The sequence below is a fragment of the Stenotrophomonas sp. BIO128-Bstrain genome, from assembly GCF_030128875.1.
Classification (GTDB): Bacteria; Pseudomonadota; Gammaproteobacteria; order Xanthomonadales; family Xanthomonadaceae; genus Stenotrophomonas; species Stenotrophomonas bentonitica_A.
Map to the genome: position 1 here is coordinate 2,367,462 of NZ_CP124620.1, position 24,742 is coordinate 2,392,203.

A 24,742-nucleotide genomic window follows, 5' to 3' on the forward strand; every position below is an offset into this window, starting at 1 on the left:
GCGTCAGCCGCCGCGGGATCCGGCCGGGGCCCGCGCCGGCGAGCTCCAGCGCACGATGGCCTCCAGCCCGCCCTGCGGATGGTTGCGCAGGTGCAGGCTTGCCCCATCCTTCTCGGCCAGTGCGCGGGCGATGGTCAGCCCCAACCCGGCCCCGCCAGTCTGGCGCGAACGCGAGGTTTCCAACCGCACGAACGGGTCGAACACGGCTTCCAGTTCGTCCTCGGCCAGGCCCGGGCCGCTGTCGCGGATGCGGACCTCGACGTCCTGCCCGGATTGCTTCACGCGCACCCGTGCGGTCTGCCCATACATCAACGCGTTGTCGACCAGGTTGGAGAACAGGCGATGCATCGCCAGCGGCCGCAGCATCAGTACCGCCCCGCTCGGCTGCTCGAAGCGCACATCCCCACCGGCCTCGGCGGCATCTTCCACGATGCTCTCCAGCAGCGAATCCAGATCCAGCGCGGCCCGCTGTTCGGCGCTCTCGGCGCTGCGGGCCAGCTCCAGGCCTTCGCGGATCAATGCCTGCATCGCGCCCAGGTCGCCGATCAGGCGCTCACGCAGGGCCTCGTCGGTGACGTTCTCCAGCCGCAGCCGCAGGCGGGTCACCGGGGTCTGAAGGTCGTGGGTGATCGCCGCCAGCATCTGGGTGCGTTCACCGAGGTGGCGCTGCAGGCGCTTCTGCATGGCATTGAAGGCCTCCGCGGCGCGGCGGACCTCGAACGGGCCGGTCACCGGCATCGGCGCGCCCTGCAGGTCATCGCCCAGCGCCGCGGCGGCATCAGCCAAGCGCTGCAGCGGTGCACTGGCCATCCGCGCCACGATGTAGGCAAGGATCGCGATCGCCACCACCAGCAGGGTCAGGAACAGCGGGTCCACGGCAAGCACGCCGTTATGCGCAACCGCCGGGGAATCCAGCGCCAGCCGCAGCGGCGTGCCATCGCTCAGCTGCAGGGTCACCACACGGCACTTGGGCGGAATGAAAGACGGATCACGCTCACGCGGCGGATGCCGCATCTTTTCCTTGTCGCGCGGCGGCGGCAGCAGTTCCGGCAGCCGCGGCAGGCAGGAGCGGAAGGAGGTGAAGGCGACCTGGCTGCTCGCCACCGGCCCGGGCCGGTCATCGAGGATCTCCATCAACGCCGCGTCGGGCCGGCCGATGCGCGCACCTTCCGGCAACTGGCGCACGCTCGGCCCGCCACTGCCGAGAAGGCGCTCGCGGAGTTCCGGATTGCCGTCGAGCAGGTTCACGAAGCCCTGCAGGCGATCAGCGATGCGGTTGAGGTTCTGCCGTTCAAATTCCTGCTGGCGCTTGGTGCTGGCCAGCATGGTCGCGCCGATCGCGGCCACGCTCATGCCCAGCAGCAGGATGACGAACAATCGTCCCACCATCGAGGAAAAGAAACGGCGCAGGCGTGTCATTCCAGGGTGACCGCCGCCGCAAGCACATAGCCTTCGTTGCGCACGGTCTTGATCAGGCCATCGCTGCCCCCGTCATCGGCCAGCTTGTTGCGCAGGCGGCTGACCTGCAGGTCGATCGCACGGTCCTGCGACTCGTAGTTGCGGCCGCTGCTCAGCGAGACCAGCTGCTCGCGGGACAGCACCTTGTTGGCATGCCCCACGAAGACCCGCAGCAGGCGGAACTCGGCGCCGGACAGCACCACCACCCGCCCGTCGGGATCGACCAGGTGGCGATGTTCCAGATCGAATATCCAGCTGGAGAAGCGCGCGCGGCGGATCGCCAGCGGCTCCAGGTTGGCCGGCAGCGCCTCGGTGCGACGCAGGACGTTGCGGATGCGGGCAAGCAGTTCGCGCGGCTCGAACGGCTTGGCCAGGTAATCGTCGGCACCCATCTCCAGGCCCAGCACGCGGTCGATCGGCTCGCTCCGCGCGGTCAACATGATCACCGGCGTGCTCGAACGCGCACGCAGATCCCGGCACAGGGTCAGGCCGTCTTCGCGCGGCAGGTTGAGGTCGAGCACGATCAGGTCCACGTGCTCGCGCTCCAGCAGCTGGCGCATGCCGTGGCCATCGCCGGCAGTGCTCACCAGGTAACCGGCGCGGCCGAGCTGCTCGGCGAGCAGCTGGCGGATATCGTTGTCGTCATCGACGATCAGCAGTCTATGCATGCTGTTGGCAGTCTCCATGCGGTGATCATCCCCTGTCGGGAGCTGAACCGCATCTCCTGGTTTGCGTACGTCTGTTTCAAAGGGTCATGCAGATACATAACGAAATGTGCTGTGCACCGCAGGGATACATCTTGGTACACGGCGAGCATTGAGCCGGCGGTGAACGATCTTCACAATGCTGACAACGCCGATGCACCGGCCTGCCGAGTTGACGATCATCGTGAAGCCCCGTTTGCCCAGAACCCGCCGTGCCCGTCTGCTGCTGTTGCTCGTGGTCGTCATCCTGATCGCCGCGATTGTGGCATGGATGCTGCGCAAGCCGGCCGCCCCCACCCTGGCCACGTCACCGGTCAGCCGCGGCGACATCGAACAGACCGTGGAAGCCACCGGCGTGATCGACGCCTACAAGCTGGTCAGTGTCGGCGCGCAGGCCTCCGGCCAGATCAAATCATTGAAGGTCCAGCTCGGCGATACGGTCAAGGAAGGCGACCTGATCGCCGAGATCGACGCGACCACCCAGCAGAACCAGGTGCTCAATGCCCAGGCCTCGCTGGACCAGGTCAAGGCGCAGCGCGCGGTGCAGCAGGCCAGCCTGCGCGAAGCCGAGCTGGAGTTCGCCCGCCAGCAGCAGATGCTCGCCGCCGAGGCCACTTCGCGCGCTGAGTTCGATGCGGCCGACGCCCAGCTCAGGACCGCGCGTGCCCAGATCCAGTCCTTCGATGCACAGATCAAGGGCCGCGAAACCGAACTGGGCACCGCCCGTGCCAACCTGGCCTACACCCGCATCACCGCGCCGATGGACGGCACCGTGGTCGCCGTGGTCGCCGAAGAAGGCCGCACCGTCAACGCCAACCAGACCGCGCCGACCATCGTGATGCTGGCCCGCCTGGACCTGGTCACGGTCAATGCCGAAGTTTCCGAAGCGGACGTGGTCAAGATCAAGGCCGGCATGCCGGTGTACTTCACCACGCTGGGTGAGCCGGACCGCAAGTTCCACGCCACGCTGCGCCAGATCAATCCGGCGCCGGCCTCGATCGCCAACGACAGCTCGAGCAGCTCCAGCTCGTCCAGTTCCAGCTCCAGCACGGCGGTGTACTACAACGCGCTGTTCGACGTGGAAAATCCCGACGGCACGCTGCGCATCGACATGACCGCGCAGGTCTCGGTGATGCTCAAGCAGGCCAAGGACGTGCTGATCATCCCGGCCGTTGCACTCGGCCCGAAGACCCGCGACGGGCAGTACATGGTGCGCGTGGCCGATGCCGATGGCATGCCGGCACCGCGCAAGGTCAAGATCGGCATCAACAACGGCGCCAATGCCGAGGTGCTGTCCGGGCTGGCCGAGGGCGACAAGGTGATCGTCGGCGAAGGCGGCGGTCTGCAGGGCACCGGTGGCGGCAACCGCGGCGGCAGCACGGTGCGGATCGGCGGCCCCGGCATGGGCGGGCCGCGCCGATGAGCAGCGCCTCGACGGGCACGCCGCTGCTGCGGCTGCGCGACCTGCGCCGCGAGTTTCCGGCGGGCGATGAGACCATCGCAGTGCTGCGCGATGTCAATCTGGACATCGCCGCCGGCGAGATGGTGGCCATCGTTGGCCAGTCCGGTTCGGGCAAGTCCACGCTGATGAACATCCTCGGCTGCCTGGATCGGCCGACCCGTGGCAGTTACCAGGTCGCCGGCCGCGAGACCGGCCGCATGGAGCCGGACGAGCTGGCCGAACTGCGCCGCGAGCATTTCGGTTTCATCTTCCAGCGCTACCACCTGCTCGGCGATCTGGATGCGCGCGGCAATGTCGCCGTGCCGGCCGTGTACGCCGGCAGCCCCGGCCCGGTGCGCACCGCACGCGCCGAACAGCTGCTGCAGCGGCTCGGCCTGGGCGACCGCATGAACCACAAGCCCGGCCAGTTGTCTGGTGGCCAGCAGCAGCGCGTGTCGATTGCTCGGGCGCTGATGAACGGTGGCGAGGTGATCCTGGCCGATGAGCCGACCGGCGCGCTGGACACCCGATCCGGCGAAGAAGTGATGGGCATCCTCGGCGAGCTGCATGCCGAAGGCCACACCATCATCATCGTGACCCACGACATGAGCGTGGCCGAACACGCCCAGCGCATCATCGAAATCCGCGACGGCGAGATCATTGCCGACCGCACCAATCCGAATGCACCGCGCTACCGCGCGCAGCGCCAGCCCACCGTGGCCGCCGGCAAGGGCCACAGCTGGCGGGCCGCGCGCGACCGCTTCACCGAAGCGTTCCGTATGGCCCTGCTGGCAATGAACGCCCACCGCCTGCGCACCTTCCTGACCATGCTCGGCATCATCATCGGCATCGCTTCGGTGGTCTCGGTGGTGGCGATGGGCAACGGCTCGCAGCAGCAGATCCTGCAGAACATCAGCGCACTGGGCACCAATACGATCGATGTGTATCCCGGGCGCGGGTTCGGCGACATGCGCTCGGCCCGCGTACAGACCCTCAAGGCCAGCGACGCCGATGCACTGGGCCGGCAGAGCTATATCGACAGTGCCACGCCGAGCGTCTCCTCCTCGGTGACCGCGCGCTACCGCAACCAGTCGGCCACCGCGCAGGTCAACGGCGTGGGCGAGCAGTTCTTCCGGGTCAAGGGCGTGACCCTGGTCGCCGGCAGCTTCTTCGATACCGATGCGGTGCGCAGCCTGGCCCAGGTGGCGATCATCGACGAAAACACCCGCACCCAGTTCTTCCCCAATGGCGAGGACCCGGTGGGCCAGGTGATCCTGCTCGGCAACGTGCCGGTGCGCGTGGTCGGCGTGGCGCAGCGGCAGAGCTTCGGTTTCGGCGGCAGCACCAGCCTGAGCGTGTGGGTGCCGTACACCACGGTGATGTCGCGGATGCTGGGCCAGAGCCATGTGTCCAGCATCACCGTGCGCGTGGACGATGCCACCCCGATGGATGCCGCGCAGGCCGCGATTTCCAAGCTGCTGATCATGCGCCACGGCACCGAGGATTTCTTCCTCAGCAACAGCGCCGAGATCCGCCAGACCATCGAACAGACGACCCGCACGATGACCCTGCTGATCAGTGCCATTGCCGCCATCGCGCTGCTGGTCGGCGGCATCGGCGTGATGAACATCATGCTGGTCTCGGTGACCGAACGGACCCGCGAGATCGGCGTGCGCATGGCCGTCGGCGCGCGGCAGAGCGACATCCGCCAGCAGTTCCTGATCGAGGCGGTGCTGGTGTGCCTGCTCGGCGGTCTGCTCGGCGTCGGCCTGTCGCTGGTGGTCGGCTGGCTGTTCGGCAAGTTCGCGCCAGACTTCCAGATGCTGTTCTCGACCGCGTCCATCGTGGCCGCCTTTGCCTGCTCCAGCCTGATCGGCGTGGCGTTTGGTTTCCTGCCGGCCCGCAATGCCGCCCAACTTGATCCCGTGGAGGCGCTGGCGCGCGAATGAAGATTTCTCCTGCTCTGCTGCACCCCGCTTCGCTGCGTCCACTGGCCCTGGCCTGCGTGACCGCACTGACCCTGTCGGCCTGCGTCAGCACCGGTCGCTACCAAGTCGACGCGCCGGCAGTACCGGCCACCTATGGCCGCGGCGATGCCACCCTGAACACCCCCACCGAGCCCGTGAGCGAACAGCCGCACGCCACATCGGCCGATGTCCGCACCGATGCCTGGTGGACCCAGTTCGGTGACCCCGGCCTCGACCGTGTGATCGACCGCGCCCTGGCCGCCAACACCGACCTCGTCTCGGCCGGGCTGGCGGTGCAGCGCGCGCGCCTGCAGGCCGGGCTGGCCGACAACGCACTGTGGCCACAGCCCTCGGGCAGTGTCAGCAGCAGCGGCAACCGCCCGATCGACCAAAGCGCGGACTGGAACCGCGGCAGCTCGGCCGGCGTGTCACTGGGGTGGGAAATCGACCTGTGGGGGCGCCTGCGCACCCAGCGCGACATCGCCCAGTGGGAAGCCCAGGCCAGCCAGGAGGACCTGCAGAACACCGCCCTGCTGGTAATCAGCGACGTGGCCACGCAGTACTGGACGCTGGCCTTCCTCAACCAGTCGATCAACGCAGGGCAGGCCAACCTGGAGCGCCTGCAGCGCACCCGCGAACTGGTCCAGGCCCGCTTCGATGCCGGTGCGGTCTCGCGGCTGGACGTGCGCCAGGCCGCCCAGAGCCTGGAGGCACAGCGTGCCGCGCAGAGTGCGCTGGTGCAGCAACGCGTTGCCGCGCGCAATGCACTGACCGTACTGCTGGATGGGCAGCCGCTGTCCGTGGCCGACGAGCCGCAACAGCTGCAGCGGGTGGCCAGCCCGGTGATCGCCGAAGGCCTGCCGGCCGATCTGCTCGGCCGCCGGCCCGACCTGCGCGCGGCCGAGCTGCGGCTGCGCAACAGCCTGAAGACCATCAAGGTGACCGCGACCCAGTACTACCCGGCGCTGAGCCTTACCGGCAGCGTGGGTACGGGCGCTACCTCGCTGTCGGACGTGCTGAAGAATCCGGTCGCCACGCTCGGCGCCGGGCTGTCGCTGCCGTTCCTCAACGTGCGCCAGGCGCAGTTGAACACCCGGCTGGCCGGCACGGATTATCAGATCGCCGCCAACGGCTTCCGCCGCACGCTGTACACCGCGCTGTCGGAGGTGGACAACGCCTTGTCGGCGCGCACGCAGTTTGCCACCCAGGTGGCGGCCTCGCAGGCGTCCTACGACGAAGCGGTCGAGATCGAGCGGATGTATGAAGTGCGCTACCGGGTCGGCGCCACCGACCTGCGAACCTGGCTGGAAGCGCAGCAGACCCGGCGTGATGCGGAGCTGTCGCTGGCGTCGGTGAGGCAGCGCCAGTTGATCAACGATGTGACGTTGTTCAAGGCATTGGGCGGCAGCGCAGGCTGACGCCGGGGGGGGTAGAGCCGACCGTTGGTCGGCTGCTCTACGCGGCAGGACGGCAGCCGACCAACGGTCGGCTCTACGTGGGTGGGTCGGCAGCCGACCAACGGTCGGCTCTACCCCCGCGCGTGGGGATTACAGGCCGCGCTGGCGGACGGCCTCGAACAGGCTCACGCCGGTGGCGACGGAGACGTTCAGGCTCTCGATATCGCCCGGCATCGGAATCTTGACCAGGCCGTCGCAGTTTTCACGGGTCAGGCGGCGCAGGCCGTCGGCTTCGCCGCCCAGCACCAGCGCCACGTTGCCCTTGAGGTCGATTGCGTACAGCGACTCGGTGGCTTCACCGGCCAGGCCGTAGATCCACACGCCCAGCTTCTGCAGGTCCTTCAGGCAGCGCGAGAGGTTGGTCACCTGCACGACCGGGATGCGGTCGGCCGCGCCGGCCGAGGTCTTGCGCACGGTCGCGTTGACCGAGGCCGACTTGTCCTTGGGAATGATCACCGCCGTGGCACCGGCGGCCGCTGCGCTGCGCAGGCAGGCGCCGAGATTGTGCGGATCCTGCACTTCATCAAGGATCAGCAGCAGGGCCTTGCCCTCGGCCGCTTCGACCAGCCCTTCCAGTTCGTTCTCGCCCCAGGTCCGCGCGGCCTGGTAGCGCGCCGCCACGCCCTGGTGACGCACCGAACCGCCCACACCGTCCAGCGCCTGGGTGTTCACCTTGCGCACGTCGATGCCCTTGCGGCGTGCGTTTTCCTCGATCTCGGTCAGACGCGGATTCTTCGCACCGGCCTCGATGAGGACCTCGCGGACGTTCTCGGCATCATTCTCGATCGAAGAGGCGACGGCGTTGACGCCGACGATCCACTGGCTTTGCTTGCTCATTGCGGGGGGCGGGACCGGTAAAGGGGTTGGTAATGGTAGAGCATCAAGGCCCACCCTGCCCTGCCGGGCGTTCACGGGGGCGTTCACGGCCTGCCTTCAGCGGGGTGGCCAGTCGCTGGTGTCGTGGTCGGGGTGCTGGTGGGAAACGATATGCAGCAGGAAGTCGCCGGCCTCGGCATCCTGCTCGCTGCGCAACGCGCTCAGCGAGCCCAGGCGGTCCACGAAGGGCAGCTTGGCTTCGATCCCGTACTGGATCGTCGGCGGCAGGCGGGCCGGCTCGTCGAAAGCGCCCGCCGCGATCGCCACCCCATCCGGGGCTTCGTAGGTCAACGGGGTGCCGCAGTCGGCGCAGAAGCCGCGCTGGACCATGTTGGAGGACTGGAAACGCCGGGGCTCGCCGCGGGTCCAGCGGAACTCGCTGCCACGCACCGACACCAGGGGGGCGTAGTACGCGCCGAACGCCTTCTGGCACATCCGGCAGTGGCAGATCGAGCTGTGGGTCAGCTCACCGACCACGTGGAAGCGGATCGCGCCGCACTGGCAGCCGCCGCTGTATTCGGGGAGGGACGGCATGGGATCGCTCCGACGGGGTCCGTGGGAAACACCATGCCACCCGCGGAGGGCGGGTGGATGGTCCGCGTACCGGCCGAGGGCCGGTACGCGTGGATCAATACTTCTGTTTCTGGCGCTTGGCCGGCTGGCCGCGCGGCGGCAGCTCGGGCAGCGAATCGTCCTTCTCTTCGACCAGGCGAAAGTCGATCTTGCGCTCTTCCATGCTGGCCTTGAGCACCAGGATCCGCACCCGGTCGCCGAGACGGTAGATCTTGCCGCGGCGCTCGCCGTTGAGCGTCTTGCGCACCGCGTCGAACTGGTAATAGTCGTGCGGCAGCTGGGTCACGTGGACCAGGCCGTTGACCTTGGATTCGTCCAGTTCCACGAACAGGCCGAAGCTGGTCACGCCACTGATCACGCCATCGAACTGGCCACCGACGTGCTTTTCCATCCACGCGGCGCGGTAACGCTCGTCCACTTCGCGCTCGGCTTCATCGGCACGACGCGCACGCTCGGAGCACTGCAGCGCCAGTGCCGCCATCTCACGCGGTGAGTAGGTGAACTTCTCCGGTGCGGCCCCGCTGAGCGCGTGCTTGATCGCACGGTGCACCAGCAGATCGGGGTAGCGACGGATCGGCGAGGTGAAGTGCGCGTAAGCATCCAGTGCCAGGCCGAAGTGGCCCAGGTTGTCCGGCGAATACACCGCCAGGCTCTGGCTGCGCAGCAGCACCGATTCCAGCAGTGCTGCGTCCGGTCGGTCGCGCACCTTCTTGAGCAGCTTGGTGAAATCGGCCGGCTGCACCTTCGACCACGGCGGCAGGCTCAGCTTGAATTCCTTCAGGAACTCGAGCAGGTCGGCGTACTTGGATTCCGGCGGGCGCTCATGGTCACGGAACGGCGCCGGCACGTGCTTGGCCAGCAGGTAGCGAGCAGCCTGCACGTTGGCCGCGATCATGCATTCTTCGATGAGCTTGTGCGCATCGTTGCGCACCATCATCCCGGCCTGGGTGACTTCGCCGGTGTTGTCCAGCACGAAGCGTACTTCGGAGGTTTCAAACTCGATCGCACCGCGGCGGGTACGGGCCTTGGCCAGCACGTGATACAGCTGGTACAGGCGATCCACCTGCGGCATCAGCGGACCGATCGCCTTGCGCGCGGCCGGGTCGTTCTCGCCCACCGCTTCCCAGACCTGGTTGTAGGTCAGGCGCGCGTGCGAATTCATCACGGCTTCGTAGAACCGCGAGTGGATGACCTCGCCCTCGCGGTTGACCTGCATGTCGCAGACGAAGCACATGCGGTCGACCTTGGGCATCAGCGAGCAGATGCCGTTGGACAGCGTCTCCGGCAGCATCGGCACCACGAAGCCCGGGAAGTAGACCGAGGTCGCACGCTTCTGCGCTTCATCATCCAGCGGCGTACCAGGACGCACGTAGTTGGAAACGTCGGCGATCGCCACGACCAGGCGGAAGCCTTCGGCATTCGGTTCGCAATAAACGGCGTCGTCGAAGTCCTTGGCATCCTCGCCATCGATGGTGACCAGCGGCGTGTTGCGCAGGTCTTCGCGATGGCCGATCTGTTCCGGGGTGACCACCATCGGCACTGCGGTGGCTTCAGCCAGCACTTCCGCCGGGAACTCGAACGGCAGTTCATGGCCGTGGATGGCGGTTTCCACCACCAGCGACGCGGTCAGCTTGTCACCAAGCACGGCGATGATGCGGCCGATCGGCGGGCGGCGGGTATCCGGCGCCTGGGTCAGCTCGCAGACCACCAGCTGGCCATCCCGGGCCTCGCCGGTCTGGTCGGGTGGGATCTGCACGTTGCGCTGCACGCGCTTGTCGTCGGGCACCACATAGTTGATGCCGAATTCGACGCTGAAGCGACCGATCAGGCGGCTCATGCCGCGCTCGAGCACACGCGAAATGCTCGCCTCGCGGCGGCCACGGCGATCGATGCCGGTCACGTTGACCAGCACGCGGTCGCCATGCAGCACCTTGCGCATTTCAAACGGCGGCAGGAACAGATCGTCGCCACCTTCGACCGGGCGGAGGAAGCCGAACCCTTCCGGGTTGGCGATCACCACGCCGGTGATCAGGTTGACCGCCTGCAGCGGCGCGAATCCGCCACGGCGGTTCTGCACCAGCTGGCCATCACGGCACATCGCGCCTAGGCGCTTGCCGAGGGCATCGGCGCGGTCCGGCTCGGTCAGGCCGAGATGGATGGCGATCTCTTCGGCGGTCTGCGGGCCATCGCAGCGGTCGAGCAGCTGCAGGATCGCCTCGCGGCTGGCGATCGGCTGCGCATAGCGCTCGGCCTCGCGGGCGGCAAAGGGATCCAGCTGCACTTCACCGTCCAGCGGGGTGGGATGCGGGCGGCGACGGGTCGGGATGGGACCGGCGTGCGCGGGCTTGGGGCCCCGCTTGTTGCCACGCGGCGGCTCAGGGGTGTTCAGGGATTCGGGCATCCAGGGTGGCAGCTTGCCGGCCTTCTTGGCGGCAGCGCGGGGCTTGCCCGACGGACCGGCTGCCTTCTTGGGCGCCGGGGACTTGGGGGCTTTCGCGCCCTGGGTCGGTTTCTTTGGTTTCATTGACCTCAATAGTAACCGCTGCGGGTGTGCAGAACCGGTCAGCGGCACTGCCTGTGCAGGATTGTGAAGAAATTTCACAAAACCGTTGACAAGCCTCACGGACATGCCCAAAATTCGCCCCCTGAGTCGCCCAGGTGGCGGAATTGGTAGACGCACTAGCTTCAGGTGCTAGCGGGGGCAACTCCGTGGAGGTTCGAGTCCTCTCCTGGGCACCATGACTCGGAAAATGATCAAACCCGCGCAAGCGGGTTTTTTCGTTTCTGGCGTCCGCGCCACGCACGATTCGCGCGGAATGGACCGCGATGACGCTGCAATGCGTGGCAAATGAAATTTCCTGCGAAATCCTGTTGACACAATTCCGGATCTCCCGCAGAATTCTCCTCCTGAGTCGCCCAGGTGGCGGAATTGGTAGACGCACTAGCTTCAGGTGCTAGCGGGGGCAACTCCGTGGAGGTTCGAGTCCTCTCCTGGGCACCATGACTCAGAAAATGATCAAACCCGCGCAAGCGGGTTTTTTCGTTTCTGCGGTTCGTCAATGCGCGGCCCTGCCCTGCGTCGATGCGCAACGCACGATGTGCGTGGCATCAACACCGCGATGACGCGGCCAATGACGACTGACGACTGGCGAAACATTTCCCGCGCGATCCTGTTGACACGATCACAGTTCTCCCGCAGAATTCTCCTCCTGAGTCGCCCAGGTGGCGGAATTGGTAGACGCACTAGCTTCAGGTGCTAGCGGGGGCAACTTCGTGGAGGTTCGAGTCCTCTCCTGGGCACCATGACTCGGAAAATGATCAAACCCGCGCAAGCGGGTTTTTTCGTTTCTGGCCGCCGCGCCCGGAAAGGCACGGAGCGCATTCCACGCTGGTCAGGAACCACAAAAAAACCCCGCCTTTCAGCGGGGTTTTTTCGTTTCAGCTTACCGCGAACACCTCAATGCCCACCGGCCGAGGCAGCACCCGCGCCTGCGCCGAACGGCGGCTTGGCCAGCCACAGGAAGGCGATGATGGCCAGGAAGATCCAGCCCAGCAGGAAGAAGATGTCGTTGAAGCCCATCTGCGACGCCTGGTGGTTGATCATGTTGTTGAGCGCGGCCGCGCCATGCTGCAGGTCGCCCTGCCCCATCGCGGTCACCTGGTCCTGCATGCCCGGGGTGTAGCCGGAGATGTGTTCGGTCAGATGCGCGTGGTGTTCCTGGGTACGGCGTGCCCACAACCACGTGGTCAGCGAGGCGGCGAAGCTGCCGCCCAGCGTGCGCAGGAAGGTGGCCAGGCCGGAGCCCGCGGCGATCTCGCGACCGTCCAGATCCGACAGCAGGATCTGCAGTACCGGCATGAAGAACAGCGCCACACCGATACCCATGATCAGCTGGATGCCGGCCACGTGGCCGAAGTCCACCTGCAGGTTGAACCCCGAGCGCAGGAAGCTGGTGAAGGACAGGAAGATGAAGGCGATCGTGGCCAGCATGCGCATGTCGAAGCGCGAGGCGTACTTGCCCACGAACGGCGTCATGATCACCGGCAGCACGCCGATCGGTGCGGTCGCCAGACCGGCCCAGATCGCGGTGTAGCCCATGTCACGCTGCAGCCACTGCGGAATCAGCAGCGCCACGCTGAAGAACGCCGCATACGCCACCACCATCGCCAGCGTACCGGCGCGGAAGTTGCGATGCCGGAACAGGCGCAGGTCGACGATCGGGTCCTTGTCGGTCAGTTCCCAGATCAGGAACACCGCCAACGCCACCACCGACACACAGGCCAGCACGATGATCTTGGTCGAACTGAACCAGTCTTCGTCATTGCCCAGATCGAGCACCAGCTGCAGCGCGCCCACGCCGATCACCAGGGTGATCAGGCCGACGTAATCCATCTTCGGCTTTTCAACGTGCTCCGGGCGTCCCTTGAGCTGGTTGCCCACCACCAGCGCGGCGAAGATGCCCAGCGGCACGTTGATCAGGAAAATCCATTCCCAACTGTAGTTGTCGGTGATCCAGCCCCCGAGGATCGGGCCGGCGATCGGCGCGACCACGGTGATCATCGCCAGTAGCGCCAGTGCCTGCCCGCGTTTCTCACGCGGGTACAGCGAAACCAGAAGGCTCTGCGTGATCGGGTACATCGGGCCGGCGACGAAGCCCTGGATCGCACGCGACACGACCAGCATGCCCATGCTCTGGGCCAGGCCACACAGCAGCGAGGCCAGGGTGAAGGCCAGCGTGGCCCATACGAACAGCTTGGTCTCGCCGAAACGGCGGCTGAGGTAACCGGTCAGCGGCAGCGCGATCGCGGTGCTGACCGCGAACGAGGTGATGACCCAGGTGGCCTGCTGCGAACTGGCACCGAGATTACCGGCGATGGTCGGCAACGAGACGTTGGCGATGGTGGTGTCCAGGACCTGCATGAACGAGGCCATCGCCAGCCCTGCGGTACACAGGGCGACGTTGGCCGGCCGGAAGGCCATGCCTGGCGCCGCGGGGGCGCCCGGCGCGGCGGGAGCTTGTGCGGACATGGTGGCCTCAGCTCGCCTTGGCCTGCTGCGGCAGGTTGCTCTGGATGATCTGGTGGATCACGTCGTCGGCGCTGTGCAGCTGCTTGGCGTAGACGTCGGTATCGAACACCTGGCCCTTGGCGGTTTCGGTCGGCAGCACGGTGCCCTTCTGGTCACGCAGGCTCACTTCGGCCTTGATCGACAGGCCGATGCGCAGCGGATGCTCGGCCAGCTGCTTGGCGTCGATGGCGATACGCACCGGCACGCGCTGCACGATCTTGATCCAGTTGCCGCTGGCATTCTGCGCCGGCAGCAGCGAGAACGCCGAGCCGGTGCCCAGGCCCAGGCTGTCGATGCGGCCCTTGTAGGTCACGTCGCCGCCGTACAGGTCCGAGCGCAGTTCCACTTCCTGGCCCAGGCGCATGTGACGCAGCTGGGTTTCCTTGAAGTTCGCTTCCACCCACATCTGCTCGGTCGGCACCACGGCCATCAGGGCAGTGCCCGGCTGCACGCGCTGGCCGACCTGCACCGAACGACGCGCCACGTAACCAGTGACCGGTGCGACGATACCGGCGCGGGCGTTGTTGAGGTAGGCCTGGCGCAGCTGCGCGGCGGCGGCCTGTACGTCCGGCTGGGTGGCGATCACGGTGTCATCGACCAGTGCATTGCTGCGCTCGAAGGTTTCGCGCGAGCCGGCCACGGCTGCTTCGGCAGCGGCCAGTTCGGTGCGGGCATGCGCCAGTTCTTCGTTGGAGATCGCGCCGGTGCTGGCCAGATCCTTACGGCGGTTGAAGTCTTCGCGCACGCGCTTGAGGGTGACCTGGCGCGCGTTCAATTCGGCCTGCGCGCCTTCCACGCTGCGGTACAGACCGCGCACCTGGCGGACCGTCTTGGCGAGGTTGGCTTCAGCCTGCTGCAGGGCGACTTCAGTATCGGCCGGATCCAGCTGGACCAGCAGCTGGCCGCGCTCGACACGCATGCCGTCATCGGCGTTGATCCCGACCACCGTACCGCTGATCAGCGGGGTGATCTGGACCTGGTTGCCCTGCACGTAGGCATCGTCGGTTTCTTCGAACCAGCGGCCGAACATGAAGTACCACAGGGCCAACGCGGCCAACAGCAGCACCACGATGACCAGCAGGCCGCGCAGCAGCTTGCCGCGACGGGAGGGAGCTGCCTTCTCGGCAGCAGGAGCGGAGGTCTGACTCATGGGGATGACTCTCAGGAATGCGAGGATTCGGGGGTGGCGGCGACCGTGGCGGCATCGCTGGTCGGGGTGAAACCACCGCCCAACGCCTGGCTCAGGCGGACCGAAACAAGGATCTGGCGCGACTGCAGGTCGGCCAACCGCTGCTGGGAGACCAGCAGCTGCTCTTCGACACTGAGCACGTCCAGGTAGCTGCCGATGCCGGCGCGGTAGCGCTGCTCGGCCAGGTCATGGGCGGCGCGCGCGGTGCTGACGGCCTGGGCCTGGGCACTGGCCTGGTCGGCCAGCGAATGCACCGCGTTGACCTGATCGGCGACGTCGCGCAGCGCGTTGACCACCGACTGGTTGTAGTCGGCCACGGCCAGGTCGTACTGCGCGTCGGTCTTGCCCAGGTTGGCGCGCAGGCGGCCACCGTCGAAGATCGGCAGGCTCAGCGCCGGGCCGAGGAAGGCGAACGTCGAGCCGCTCTTGAGCAGCTGGTCCACTTCACTGGAGACCACACCGCCAAGGGCGGTCAGGTTGAGGCTGGGATAGAACTCGGCCTTGGCCGCATGGATCTGGCGGTTGGCCGCTTCCACGCGCCAGCGCGCGGCGACGATGTCCGGGCGGCGGCCCAGCAGTTCGCTGGGCAGCACGCCGGGCAGCTGCAGCGCCAGCGGGTTCAACACCTGCGGGCGCTGGATCTGCAGCCCGCGGTCCGGGCCCTGCCCGACCAGCGCGGCGAGCGCGGTGCGCGCTTCGTCGATCTGCTGCTGTGCAGCCTGCTGCTGCTGTTGCGCGGCTGGAATGCGCGCTTCGGCCTGGCGGGTCTGCAGGTCGCTGTCGATGCCGGCAGCACGACGCTGGCGGGTCAGATCCAGCGTCTTCTGCGAACGTGCCAGTTCTTCGCTGGCCACGTCATGCAGCGTCCACGCGTAGCCCAGCTGCGCGTACGCCTCGGCGATGGCGGCAGAGAGGTTCAGGCGCGCGGCCTGGGCGTCCACTTCGGCGGCATGACCGCTGTCCACGGCCGCTTCCCAGGCGGCGCGCTTGCCGCCCCACAGGTCGATGCCGTAGCTGAAGCTCAAGTAGGCCTGGCCACTGCCGGCATAGCTGCCACCCAGTTCGTCGCCAACCATCGATTCGGGCAGGCGTACACCGGTGTAGCCCCCGGAAGCAGAGAGGCTGGGCAGGCGTGCGGCACGCGCGGTACCGATCTGGGCACGCGCCTGGCGCAGGCGCGCATCGGCCGCCTCCAGGCCAGGATTGCGCTGCAGGCCTTCGGCGATCAGCGCATCCAGCTGGGGGTCGCCCAGCGCGCGCCACCAGTCGGTGGCCGGCCAGCCGGGCTGGCTCAGGCCGTTGGCGGCCAGGGTGCGCTGGGTCTGCAGGCTGTCGGCGTCGAGCAGGCGGCCCTGCGGCTCCAGGCCGCGGCTGCTGGCACACGCGGCCAGCGCAAGCGCCAGCGCGGAGACCAGCACCGGCCGCAGCGGGCGCAGTGAATGAGAGCGTTCAAACATGGAAGTCATGGCGTTACCAGTGAGTCGCGTACACGGGTCATGAGGGAAAGCAGCTGTGCGCGTTCGTCCGAAGACAGGTCACGCATGGCGTCGTCGATGGTCTGGTCGCCCCGCTGTTTGAGGCGGGCCCACAACTGGCGACCCGGCTCGGTCAGCACGATCTGCAGTGCCCGCCGGTCCTGGGCATGCGGTTCGCGCCGCACGCAGTCCAGGGCTTCCAGCTTGTCCAGCAGGCGGGTGACCGCGCTGGGTACCTGGTCCAGGGCCTGGGCCAACTCGTTGGCGGTACACGGGGCACGCGCCGCGAGCACCTTCAGGCCGAGGTAGTGGGTGAAGCCAATGCCGAGGTTTTCCTCGGCCATCGACGTGTCTAGCTGACGGACCAGTCCATCGCGCACTTGGCGCAGCAGGAGTCCGAAGCTGGGGGGATGGGCATCAGGGCAGATCATGGGTGAGCATTCTCTTCCAAAAAATATATTTCTCAATAGAAATATTTAATTTGGAACCAAATGCTGTGTTGCAGCAATCAGAACAATGGGCAGGCGACTACCTTAATGGCGGCCTGGACTGGCCGGGTATTACAATCTGGACAATGGATAACACTTTCAGGCCAGAGCGGGAGACGGCCGCCACCCAGATGATCCGCAACCAGGTGCTGGATTGGTTCGAGCGGGATGACGGGCTGGGGGTACTCGGCTTCCGGATCGAAAGCGCCCGCGGGCTGGACCGGGAGATCGACTGGCACCAGCACCGGCGTGCCCAGCTGATCTGCGTGGAAGCCGGGCTGCTGACCGTCCGCACCCGGCACGGCACCTGGTCGCTGCCGCCCGGCTGCGCCGGCTGGATGCCGCCGGGCGAGCCGCACACGGTGGATATCTGCGGTCCCTTGCGCGGCTGGGGGGTGATCGTCAGCGCCGCGATGGCCCATGACCTGCCCGACGCGCCGTGCGTGGTGGCCATCTCCGATCTGCTGCAGGCGCTCGCGCTGCGCGTCACCGAATGGGTGCCGGCGGCCGCGCCCAGCCTGCGCCAGCAGCACATGATCGAGGTGCTGCTGGACGAGATCCGCAATGCCCCGCGCCAGCGCATGCACCTGCCGATGCCGCAGGACCGCCGCCTGCTGCGCATCGCCTCGCAGCTGATCGCCAACCCGGCCGATGGCCGCAGCCTGGACCAATGGGCGCAGTGGGCCGGCCTCTCGCCGCGTACACTGACCCGGCACTTCCGCGATGAAACCACGCTCAGCTTCGCGCAGTGGCGTCAGCAGGCCAGGCTGGCCGAGGGCCTGCGGCGCCTGTCCGATGGCCAGAGCGTGTCCGATATCGCGCACGAACTGGGGTTCAGCAGCCCCAGCGCCTTCGTCACGGTCTTCCGCCGCCACTTCGGCAGCCCGCCCGGGCGCTATCTGGCACGCAGTGGACACCCCCTGAACCCATCACGCGGCTTGGCATCCCCGGCCGCATCCGGATAATCGTCCGCCTGCGAGGGCGACAGCCGTCGCCGTCCCTTGCCACAGGTAACAATCCCGCATGACCGATCTTGCCCGCCCCGCGTTCCACGGCTTTGAACAGCTGCCCCTGCGCGAGTACGCCGAACGGGCGTACCTGGACTATTCGATGTACGTGGTGCTCGACCGCGCATTGCCGTTCCTCGGCGACGGTCTAAAGCCGGTGCAGCGCCGCATCATCTATGCGATGAGCGAGCTGGGCCTGAATGCCGCCTCCAAGCCGAAGAAGTCCGCGCGTACCGTCGGTGACGTGATCGGTAAATACCATCCGCACGGTGACAGCGCGTGCTACGAGGCGCTGGTGCTGATGGCCCAGCCGTTCTCGTACCGCTACCCGCTGATCGAAGGCCAGGGCAACTTTGGTTCGACCGACGATCCCAAGTCGTTCGCGGCGATGCGCTACACCGAGTCCAAGCTGACCCCGATCGCCGAAGTGCTGCTGGGCGAGATCAACCAGGGCACCACCGACTGGACCCCGAACTTCGACGGCACGCTGGAAGAGCCGACCTGGATGCCGGCGCGCCTGCCGCACCTGCTGCTCAACGGCACCACCGGCATCGCCGTGGGCATGGCTACCGACGTGCCGCCGCACAACCTCAACGAGATCGTCAGCGCGCTGCTGCACCTGCTCGACGACCCCGATGCGACGGTCGCCGAGCTGTGCGAGCACGTGAAGGGCCCGGATTACCCGAGCTTCGCCGAGATCATCACCCCGATCGCCGATCTGCGCACCATGTACGAAACCGGCTACGGCAGCGTGCGCGCGCGTTCCACCTTCCTGAAGGAGAACGGCAACATCGTGGTCAACGCGCTGCCGTTCCAGGTGTCGCCTTCGAAGGTGATCGAGCAGATCGCCGCGCAGATGCGCGCCAAGAAGCTGCCGTGGCTGGAGGACATCCGCGATGAGTCCGACCACGCCAACCCGGTGCGCGTGGTGCTGGTGCCGCGCTCCAACCGCGTGGACGCCGAACAGCTGATGGGCCACCTGTTCGCCACCACCGACCTGGAGCGCAGCTACCGGGTCAACCTCAACGTGATCGGCCTGGACGGCCGCCCGCAGGTCAAGAACCTCAAGACCCTGCTCAGCGAGTGGCTGCAGTTCCGTGGCACCACCGTGACCCGCCGCCTCAACCACCGCCTGCAGAAGGTCGAGCGCCGCCTGCACATGTTGGAAGGCCTGCTGGTGGCCTTCCTCAACCTGGATGAAGTGATCCACATCATCCGCACCGAGGATGAGCCCAAGCCGGCGCTGATCGCGCGCTTCGGGCTGAGCGAGGAGCAGACCGAATACATCCTGGAGACCAAGCTGAAGCAGCTGGCGCGCCTGGAAGAGATGAAGATCCGTGGCGAGCAGGAGGAGCTGGCCAAGGAACGCGACAAAATCCTGGCCATCCTGGACAGCAAGGCCAAGCTGAAGAAGCTGATCCGCGATGAGCTGGTGGCGGACGCGAAGAAGTTCGGCGATGACCGTCGCTCGCCGCTGGTGCAGCGTGGCGCAGCGCAGGCCATCGACGAAACCGAGCTGGTGCCGAGCGAGCCGATGACGGTGGTGCTGTCGGAGAAGGGCTGGATCCGTGCGGCCAAGGGCCACGACATGGACCCCTCGACCCTGTCCTACCGCGATGGCGATGCGCTGCTGGGCTCGGTGCGGGCCCGCAGCACGCAGCAGGTGGCGTTCCTGGACAGCGAGGGCCGCGCGTATTCGACCCTGATCCACACCCTGCCCTCGGCACGCGGCAATGGCGAGCCCCTGACCGGTCGCTTCTCGCCGGCCCCGGGCAGCGCCTTCATGACCCTGGCCAGTGGCGAGAACAACACCCGCTTCGTGCTGGCCTCCACGCACGGCTACGGCTTCGTGACCCGCTTCGAGAACCTCACCGGCCGCAACAAGGCCGGCAAGGCGATGCTCAACCTGACCTCCGGCTCCAAGGTGCTGACCCCGGCCGCGGTCGCCAACCCGGAAACCGACCGCATCGTGGCGGTGACCAGCTCGGGCAACCTGCTGGCCATCGCCGCCAGCGACCTGCCGGAACTGGACAAGGGCAAGGGCAACAAGATCATCGACATCCCCAAGGCCAAGCTCGCCACCGAGCGCGTGGTCGCGGTGGTCTCGGTGGCGCCGGGCAACACGCTGCTGGTGCGCAGCGGCCAGCGCACGATGAACCTGTCGTTCAAGGATCTGGATACCTACCTGGGCACCCGCGCCACCCGTGGCCATCTGCTGCCCCGTGGCTGGCAGAAGGTGGAGGGGCTGGCGGTGGAGTAACGTTCCAGCGTCGACGTGAATCGGAACGGCCGGGGAAACCCGGCCGTTTTTTTTGCCCACAGAAAAGGCCGGGTTTCCCCGGCCTTTCTGCTTGGTGCAACGTCGGCTGGCTGGCGGATGCTGGCGGGCGGACGAGGGTTCGATGCGGCGTGCTGGCGAAGGCTGGCTGGCGCGCAGTGGCACCGGTAGTGCCGGCCGCTGGCCGGCTCCCCGGAATACCCGGACACACCCGCTCAGTGCGCGGCCGTGCCCTTCGCATCCATCTTGCTGGTCTGGTACAGCGCCAGGCCGATGCGCTTGATCAGGCCCAGCTGCTGCTCCAGCCACCAGGCATGGTCTTCTTCGGTGTCCTTCAACTGCACCAGCAGCATGTCGCGGCTGACGTAGTCCTGGTGCTGTTCGCACAGCTTCATGCCGGCGGCCAGGTTGTCGCGGACGCTGTATTCGGTATCCAGGTCCTTCTGCAGCATCTCTTCCACGGTCACGCCGGGCTCGAACACATGCGGGCGCATGTCCGGATCGCCGCCGAGGAAGAGGATGCGACGCAGCAGCGCATCGGCGTGCTGGGTCTCCTCTTCCATCTCGTGGTTGAGGCGCTCATAGAGCGCGAACAGGCCCTGGTCTTCGTAGCGGCGCGAGTGGATGAAGTACTGGTCGCGCGCGGCCAACTCGCCGCGCAGCAGTTCCTTCAAGCAGGCGATGACGTCCGGGTTGCCTTTCATGGGGGTGCTCCTGATGAATCAATGCGCGCATGGTGCCCTATCTGAAAATCCGGTGGTCTAATCGGAATCAGTTGCAGTTGCGCTTCGCTAGCCGTGCACAGGGCGTTCACGCCTCCCCTACAATCAAGCCCTACCTACACGGGGATGCGCAGGATGCGGCATTGGCTGAAGCGGTTGCTCTGGGGCGTGCTGATCCTGGCGCTGGCGGCGGTGTTCACGGCGTGGTGGCTGCTGCGCGGCAGTCTCCCCCCCCTGAAAGGCGAGCAGGCCATGGCCGGCCTGCAGGCGCCGGTGAGCATCACCCGTGATGCCTTGGGCGTGGTCACCATCGACGCGGCAAGCCAGGCCGATGCGATGCGGGCGCTGGGTCTGGTACATGCGCAGGAGCGCTATTTCGAGATGGACCTGATGCGCCGTACCGCCGCTGGCGAGCTGGCCGAGCTGTTCGGCCCGGCGGCGATCGAGATGGACAAGCGCATGCGTGTGCACCGGCTGCGGGCGCGCACCAGGGCCCACCTGGAGGTTGCCACGGGCAGCAGTGCCGGCGCCCTGCAGGCCTATGTGGAGGGTATCAACCAGGGCGTTGCCGAGCTTCGGGTACGTCCTTGGCCGTATCTGCTGCTGCGCCAGGCGCCGGCACCGTGGCGTGCCGAAGACAGCGTGCTGACCGGGCTGGCGATGTATGCCGACCTGCAGGACCCCACCAATCAGAACGAACTGGCGATGGCTCGGATCCGTGCGGTGGTGCCACCGGCGCTGTATGCCCTGCTCAGCCACGATGGCAGCGAATGGGATGCGCCGCTGTTTGGCGAAGCGCGCGGCAACGCGCCGTTACCGGAGGCCGCCGTCCTCGATCTCCGGCGGGCCGATCCGGCGCAGACCACCGGTGCCGTCACGGCCGGTCATCTGGACCCCGATGTGCTGGGCAGCAACAACTTCGCCGTGGCCGGTGCACTGACCGCGGACGGTCGCGCCATCGTCGCCGACGATATGCACCTGGGACTGCGCGCCCCCAATCTCTGGTTCCGGGTACGGCTGCGCTATCCCGATGCACAGGCTCCCGACGGCCGCGTCGATGTCAGTGGCTTCTCGCTGCCCGGCCTGCCGGCCATCGTGGTGGGCAGCAACGGACACGTGGCCTGGGGCTTCACCAACAGTTACATCGACACGGCCGATTTCCGCAGCGTACCGGCCAATGCGGCGGGCATCACCACGCACGAGGAGCGTATCCGCGTCGTCGGCCAGGCACCGGTGACATTGCGCGTGCGCGAGACCGCCTGGGGTCCGGTGCTGCACACGCGGCAGGACGGCAGTGGCGAAGCACTGCGCTGGACGGCACAACTCCCCGGTGCGGTGCGCCTGGACTTCGCCGAGATGGCGCGCGCGGCGACGCTTGACGAGGCGTTCGAGGTGGCCGACCGCAGCGGCATTCCCGCGCAGAACCTGGTGCTCGCCGACCGCAGCGGTCGCATCGCCTGGCGGTTGATCGGCACACGCCCTGACCGCGCTGCGGACTGCCCGCCGAACGGCAACACCGCCACCGCGCCTGCACGCTGTGCGCCGTGGCCAATCCGCAGCGATGGCGCGCCCGCATTGATCGATCCCCCCACGCATCGGCTGTGGACCGCCAACGGCCGCGTGCTCGATGGGGACGCCCTGGCCATTGCCGGGAACGGTGGCTACGACCTGGGCGCACGCGGTCGGCAGATCCGCGATGGCCTGCTGGCGAAAGAGCGCTTCACCGAGGCAGACCTGCTGGCGATCCAGCTCGACGATCGCGCCCTGTTGCTCACGCGCTGGTGGCATCTGCTGCGCGAGGTCGTCACCACCAGCGACGACCCTGCCCTGCAGCGGCTGGAGGTCGCAACCCGGCGGTGGGACGGCCGTGCGGGGGTGGACTCGGTCAGCTACCGGGTCACCCGCGGTTTCCGCGGCATGCTGATCGACCGCGTTGGCGAAGGCCTGCTCGCCCCGGCGAAAGCACAGCTCGGGGAGGACTATCTGGAGCCACGACTGGGGCAGTTCGAGGGCGTGTTGTGGCCGCTGGTGAGCGAACGTCCCGCGCATCTGCTGCCGCCCCCCTATTCCAGTTGGGATGCACTGCTGGTCGATACCGCCAAGGCGCTGGAAGCAGACCTGAGCAGTCAAGGCCCGCTGGACGCGCGTACGTGGGGCGAACGCAATACCGCCGCGATCTGTCACCCGGTCAGTCGCGCCCTGCCTGCCTTTGCCCGGTCGTGGCTGTGCATGCCGGCCGACCGCCTGCCCGGCGACCGCGACATGCCCCGCGTGCAGGGCCCCGCGTTTGGCGCCTCGCAGCGCATGGTGGTGTCGCCCGGGCACGAGGCCGAGGGATGGATCCACATGCCCGGTGGGCAGAGCGGTCACCCGTTGTCACCGTTCTGGGGCGCGGGACATGAGGACTGGGTCAACGGCAGGCCGACGCCGTTCCTCCCCGGCACGACGGTGCATACCCTTAGGTTGGTGCCGACGCGGGAGTGACAGGGGGTGGGCGGTGACGGGGCAGCCGACCAACGGTCGGCTCTACCGTGATGTGGGTTGGTGCCGCCCGTTGGTCGTACACCGCACACCGCCAGCTTCATCGTCGACAACGCTCGATCAGGTTCAACAACGGCCCGGTCATTGCGGTGGTCACCAGCGCCATGATCACCAGCACGGCGAACAGGCGGTCGCCAAGGAAGCCCAGTTCGTAGCCCAGGTTGAGCACGATCAGCTCCATCAGGCCACGGGTGTTCATCAGCGCACCCAGTCTCCACGCGTCATGGTTGTCCATGCCGGCACTGCGCGCTGCACTCCAGGTGCCGATCAGCTTGCCCAGCGTGGCGACCACGATCACGATCAGGCACAGCACCAGGTCGCTGGCCTGCAGGGCGTCGGCGCGCATGCGCAGGCCGGTCATGGCGAAGAACAACGGCAACAGCAGCGTGACGGCGAACGGCTCCACGCGCTCGGCCACGGTGTGCCGCAGCGTCGCGTTGCCGGACACCGCGACGCCGGCCGCGAACGCGCCGAACAGCGCATGGATGCCCAGCATCTCGGTGACCAGCGCGCAGCCCAGCGCCATCAGCAACATGATCAGCAGCCAGCGTCCTTCCTGGCCCGGTGCGATCACCAGGCGCGAGAACCACGGCCGCACCACCCCCAGCATCAGTGCGACGAAGGCGACCACGCAGACCAGGTTGATCGTGGCCGGCACCCAGCCCTGCGACTGCGCGGCGGCCACGATCAGCGCCAGCAGGCACCACGCGGTGGCATCGCCGAGGGCGGCGCAGGCGATCGCGGTCTGGCCCAGCGGTGTACCGGTCAAGCCGCGGTCGGCGAGGATGCGCAGCAGCACCGGAAAGGCCGTGATGCTCAATGAAATACCGACGAACAGGGCGAAACCGGTGAAGCCCACGCCGGGCGGTGCGTGCGCGCCATACAGCCAGATCGCCAGCAGCACGCCGAGCACGAAGGGCACGGCGATGCCGGCGTGGCTGACCACGAAAGCGAAACGACGCCGCCCTCGCAATCCGCCCAGATCCAGTTCCGCCCCCGCCACCAGCAGGAACATCAGCACGCCAAGCTGGCTGAGCAAGCCGAGCGAGCCGAGGGAGGCGGCCGGGAACAGCACGCCATGCACCTGGGGCAGCACGGCCCCAAGCACCAGCGGCCCCATCATCAGACCGGCCGCCATTTCCCCGATCACCCCGGGTTGACCCAGCCGGCGGAACAGCCACCCCGCACCCTTGGCCACCAGCAGCAGGACCAGCAACTGCAGCAGGAACAGACCGAGCGGCGCATGCAGGTGCGCGGCCCAGTCGGCCCCCAGCGACGCCTCGGCACGGGCCACCTGTGCCGAGACGGCCGGACCGGCAAACCGTGCCAGGCCCAGGCCGATCAACAGGGGCAGCGCTACCCAGCCCAGATAACGCCAGGCCAGCCCGCTGCGGCGCATGCCGGTGGTGTCAGAGTCCATGATCGATCCCCATCGATTGAAGGGGCGATTCTACGGGCTGCACGCGCTGCCACACCACCGCGATCGACGCGGCGGCGT

17 protein-coding genes and 3 tRNA genes are annotated in these 24,742 nt (G+C 67.3%); 9 read left to right on the forward strand and 11 right to left on the reverse strand.

Annotation, left to right across the window (positions count from 1 at the left end):
• Positions 1 to 3: 3 nt before the first annotated feature.
• Both POS15_RS10655 and POS15_RS10660 read right to left on the reverse strand, forming a co-directional pair.
• Positions 4 to 1,419, reverse strand: a complete 1,416-nt coding sequence (locus POS15_RS10655) for an ATP-binding protein (protein ID WP_019185901.1) — start codon at positions 1,417 to 1,419, stop codon at positions 4 to 6.
• Positions 1,416 to 2,144 (reverse strand): response regulator transcription factor, encoded by a 729-nt coding sequence (locus POS15_RS10660; protein WP_019185902.1) that lies wholly within the window; start codon positions 2,142 to 2,144, stop codon positions 1,416 to 1,418. The genes POS15_RS10655 and POS15_RS10660 overlap by 4 nt, the downstream gene beginning before the upstream one ends.
• Before the next feature lie 157 nt (positions 2,145 to 2,301).
• On the opposite strand from POS15_RS10660, the gene POS15_RS10665 reads away from it, so the two are divergent.
• From POS15_RS10665 to POS15_RS10675, 3 genes are read left to right on the forward strand one after another with little or no spacing between them, the layout of a single operon-like run.
• Positions 2,302 to 3,585, forward strand: coding sequence for an efflux RND transporter periplasmic adaptor subunit (locus tag POS15_RS10665; protein ID WP_284128136.1), 1,284 nt, complete (start codon positions 2,302 to 2,304; stop codon positions 3,583 to 3,585).
• Entirely contained in the window at positions 3,582 to 5,552 is a 1,971-nt protein-coding gene (locus POS15_RS10670) for a MacB family efflux pump subunit (protein ID WP_019185904.1), read from the forward strand. Before POS15_RS10665 ends, POS15_RS10670 begins: the two co-directional genes overlap by 4 nt.
• Positions 5,549 to 6,988: a TolC family protein gene (locus POS15_RS10675; RefSeq protein WP_284128137.1), complete on the forward strand. Its 1,440-nt coding sequence runs from the start codon at positions 5,549 to 5,551 to the stop codon at positions 6,986 to 6,988. The genes POS15_RS10670 and POS15_RS10675 overlap by 4 nt, the downstream gene beginning before the upstream one ends.
• A gap of 129 nt (positions 6,989 to 7,117) precedes the next feature.
• On the opposite strand, the gene rlmB is transcribed toward POS15_RS10675, so the two are convergent.
• The 3 genes from rlmB to rnr form a co-directional block, all read right to left on the reverse strand.
• On the reverse strand, positions 7,118 to 7,864 hold the full coding sequence (gene rlmB / locus POS15_RS10680; protein WP_019184367.1) for a 23S rRNA (guanosine(2251)-2'-O)-methyltransferase RlmB: 747 nt from the start codon (positions 7,862 to 7,864) through the stop codon (positions 7,118 to 7,120).
• Positions 7,865 to 7,960: 96 nt separating this feature from the next.
• Entirely contained in the window at positions 7,961 to 8,437 is a 477-nt protein-coding gene (locus tag POS15_RS10685) for a GFA family protein (RefSeq protein ID WP_284128138.1), read from the reverse strand.
• Positions 8,438 to 8,531: 94 nt separating this feature from the next.
• Positions 8,532 to 11,000 carry a ribonuclease R gene (gene rnr, locus POS15_RS10690; protein WP_046272031.1) on the reverse strand — a complete coding sequence of 823 codons (2,469 nt, stop codon included), beginning with the start codon at positions 10,998 to 11,000 and terminating at the stop codon, positions 8,532 to 8,534.
• Between the two features lie 128 nt (positions 11,001 to 11,128).
• On the opposite strand from rnr, the gene POS15_RS10695 reads away from it, so the two are divergent.
• The 3 genes from POS15_RS10695 to POS15_RS10705 all read left to right on the forward strand — a co-directional run bounded on the left by POS15_RS10695 (position 11,129) and on the right by POS15_RS10705 (position 11,779).
• Positions 11,129 to 11,215 (forward strand) — tRNA-Leu (locus POS15_RS10695).
• A 175-nt stretch (positions 11,216 to 11,390) separates the two neighbouring features.
• A tRNA-Leu gene (locus POS15_RS10700) sits at positions 11,391 to 11,477 on the forward strand.
• A gap of 215 nt (positions 11,478 to 11,692) precedes the next feature.
• A tRNA-Leu gene (locus POS15_RS10705) sits at positions 11,693 to 11,779 on the forward strand.
• 154 nt (positions 11,780 to 11,933) lie between these two features.
• On the opposite strand, the gene POS15_RS10710 is transcribed toward POS15_RS10705, so the two are convergent.
• The 4 genes from POS15_RS10710 to POS15_RS10725 are packed head-to-tail and all read right to left on the reverse strand — an operon-like array spanning position 11,934 to position 16,639.
• Positions 11,934 to 13,505 (reverse strand): DHA2 family efflux MFS transporter permease subunit, encoded by a 1,572-nt coding sequence (locus POS15_RS10710; protein WP_019184370.1) that lies wholly within the window; start codon positions 13,503 to 13,505, stop codon positions 11,934 to 11,936.
• Between the two features lie 7 nt (positions 13,506 to 13,512).
• Positions 13,513 to 14,694 carry a multidrug efflux MFS transporter periplasmic adaptor subunit EmrA gene (gene emrA, locus POS15_RS10715; RefSeq protein WP_046272032.1) on the reverse strand — a complete coding sequence of 394 codons (1,182 nt, stop codon included), beginning with the start codon at positions 14,692 to 14,694 and terminating at the stop codon, positions 13,513 to 13,515.
• Between the two features lie 11 nt (positions 14,695 to 14,705).
• A complete protein-coding gene (locus tag POS15_RS10720; protein ID WP_284128139.1) occupies positions 14,706 to 16,190 on the reverse strand; it encodes an efflux transporter outer membrane subunit in 1,485 nt (494 codons plus the stop codon).
• 5 nt (positions 16,191 to 16,195) lie between these two features.
• Complete coding sequence (locus POS15_RS10725) at positions 16,196 to 16,639, reverse strand: MarR family transcriptional regulator (RefSeq protein ID WP_019184373.1); 444 nt, start codon at positions 16,637 to 16,639, stop codon at positions 16,196 to 16,198.
• 143 nt (positions 16,640 to 16,782) lie between these two features.
• Here POS15_RS10725 and POS15_RS10730 point away from each other — a divergent pair, with 143 nt between their 5' ends.
• Entirely contained in the window at positions 16,783 to 17,661 is an 879-nt protein-coding gene (locus POS15_RS10730; RefSeq protein WP_284128140.1) for a helix-turn-helix transcriptional regulator, read from the forward strand.
• A gap of 58 nt (positions 17,662 to 17,719) precedes the next feature.
• Positions 17,720 to 19,963: a DNA topoisomerase IV subunit A gene (parC, locus tag POS15_RS10735; protein ID WP_284128141.1), complete on the forward strand. Its 2,244-nt coding sequence runs from the start codon at positions 17,720 to 17,722 to the stop codon at positions 19,961 to 19,963.
• A 233-nt stretch (positions 19,964 to 20,196) separates the two neighbouring features.
• Here parC and bfr read toward each other — a convergent pair whose 3' ends face one another.
• Positions 20,197 to 20,685, reverse strand: a complete 489-nt coding sequence (bfr, locus tag POS15_RS10740; protein WP_019184377.1) for a bacterioferritin — start codon at positions 20,683 to 20,685, stop codon at positions 20,197 to 20,199.
• 153 nt (positions 20,686 to 20,838) lie between these two features.
• Between bfr and POS15_RS10745 the strand changes: the two genes are divergently transcribed.
• Positions 20,839 to 23,187 (forward strand): penicillin acylase family protein, encoded by a 2,349-nt coding sequence (locus tag POS15_RS10745; RefSeq protein WP_284128142.1) that lies wholly within the window; start codon positions 20,839 to 20,841, stop codon positions 23,185 to 23,187.
• Positions 23,188 to 23,284: 97 nt separating this feature from the next.
• Here POS15_RS10745 and POS15_RS10750 read toward each other — a convergent pair whose 3' ends face one another.
• The gene (locus tag POS15_RS10750; RefSeq protein WP_284128143.1) at positions 23,285 to 24,664 is read right to left on the reverse strand and encodes a cation:proton antiporter; all 1,380 of its coding nucleotides are present in this window, start codon (positions 24,662 to 24,664) and stop codon (positions 23,285 to 23,287) included.
• Between the last annotated feature and the right edge of the window lie 78 nt (positions 24,665 to 24,742).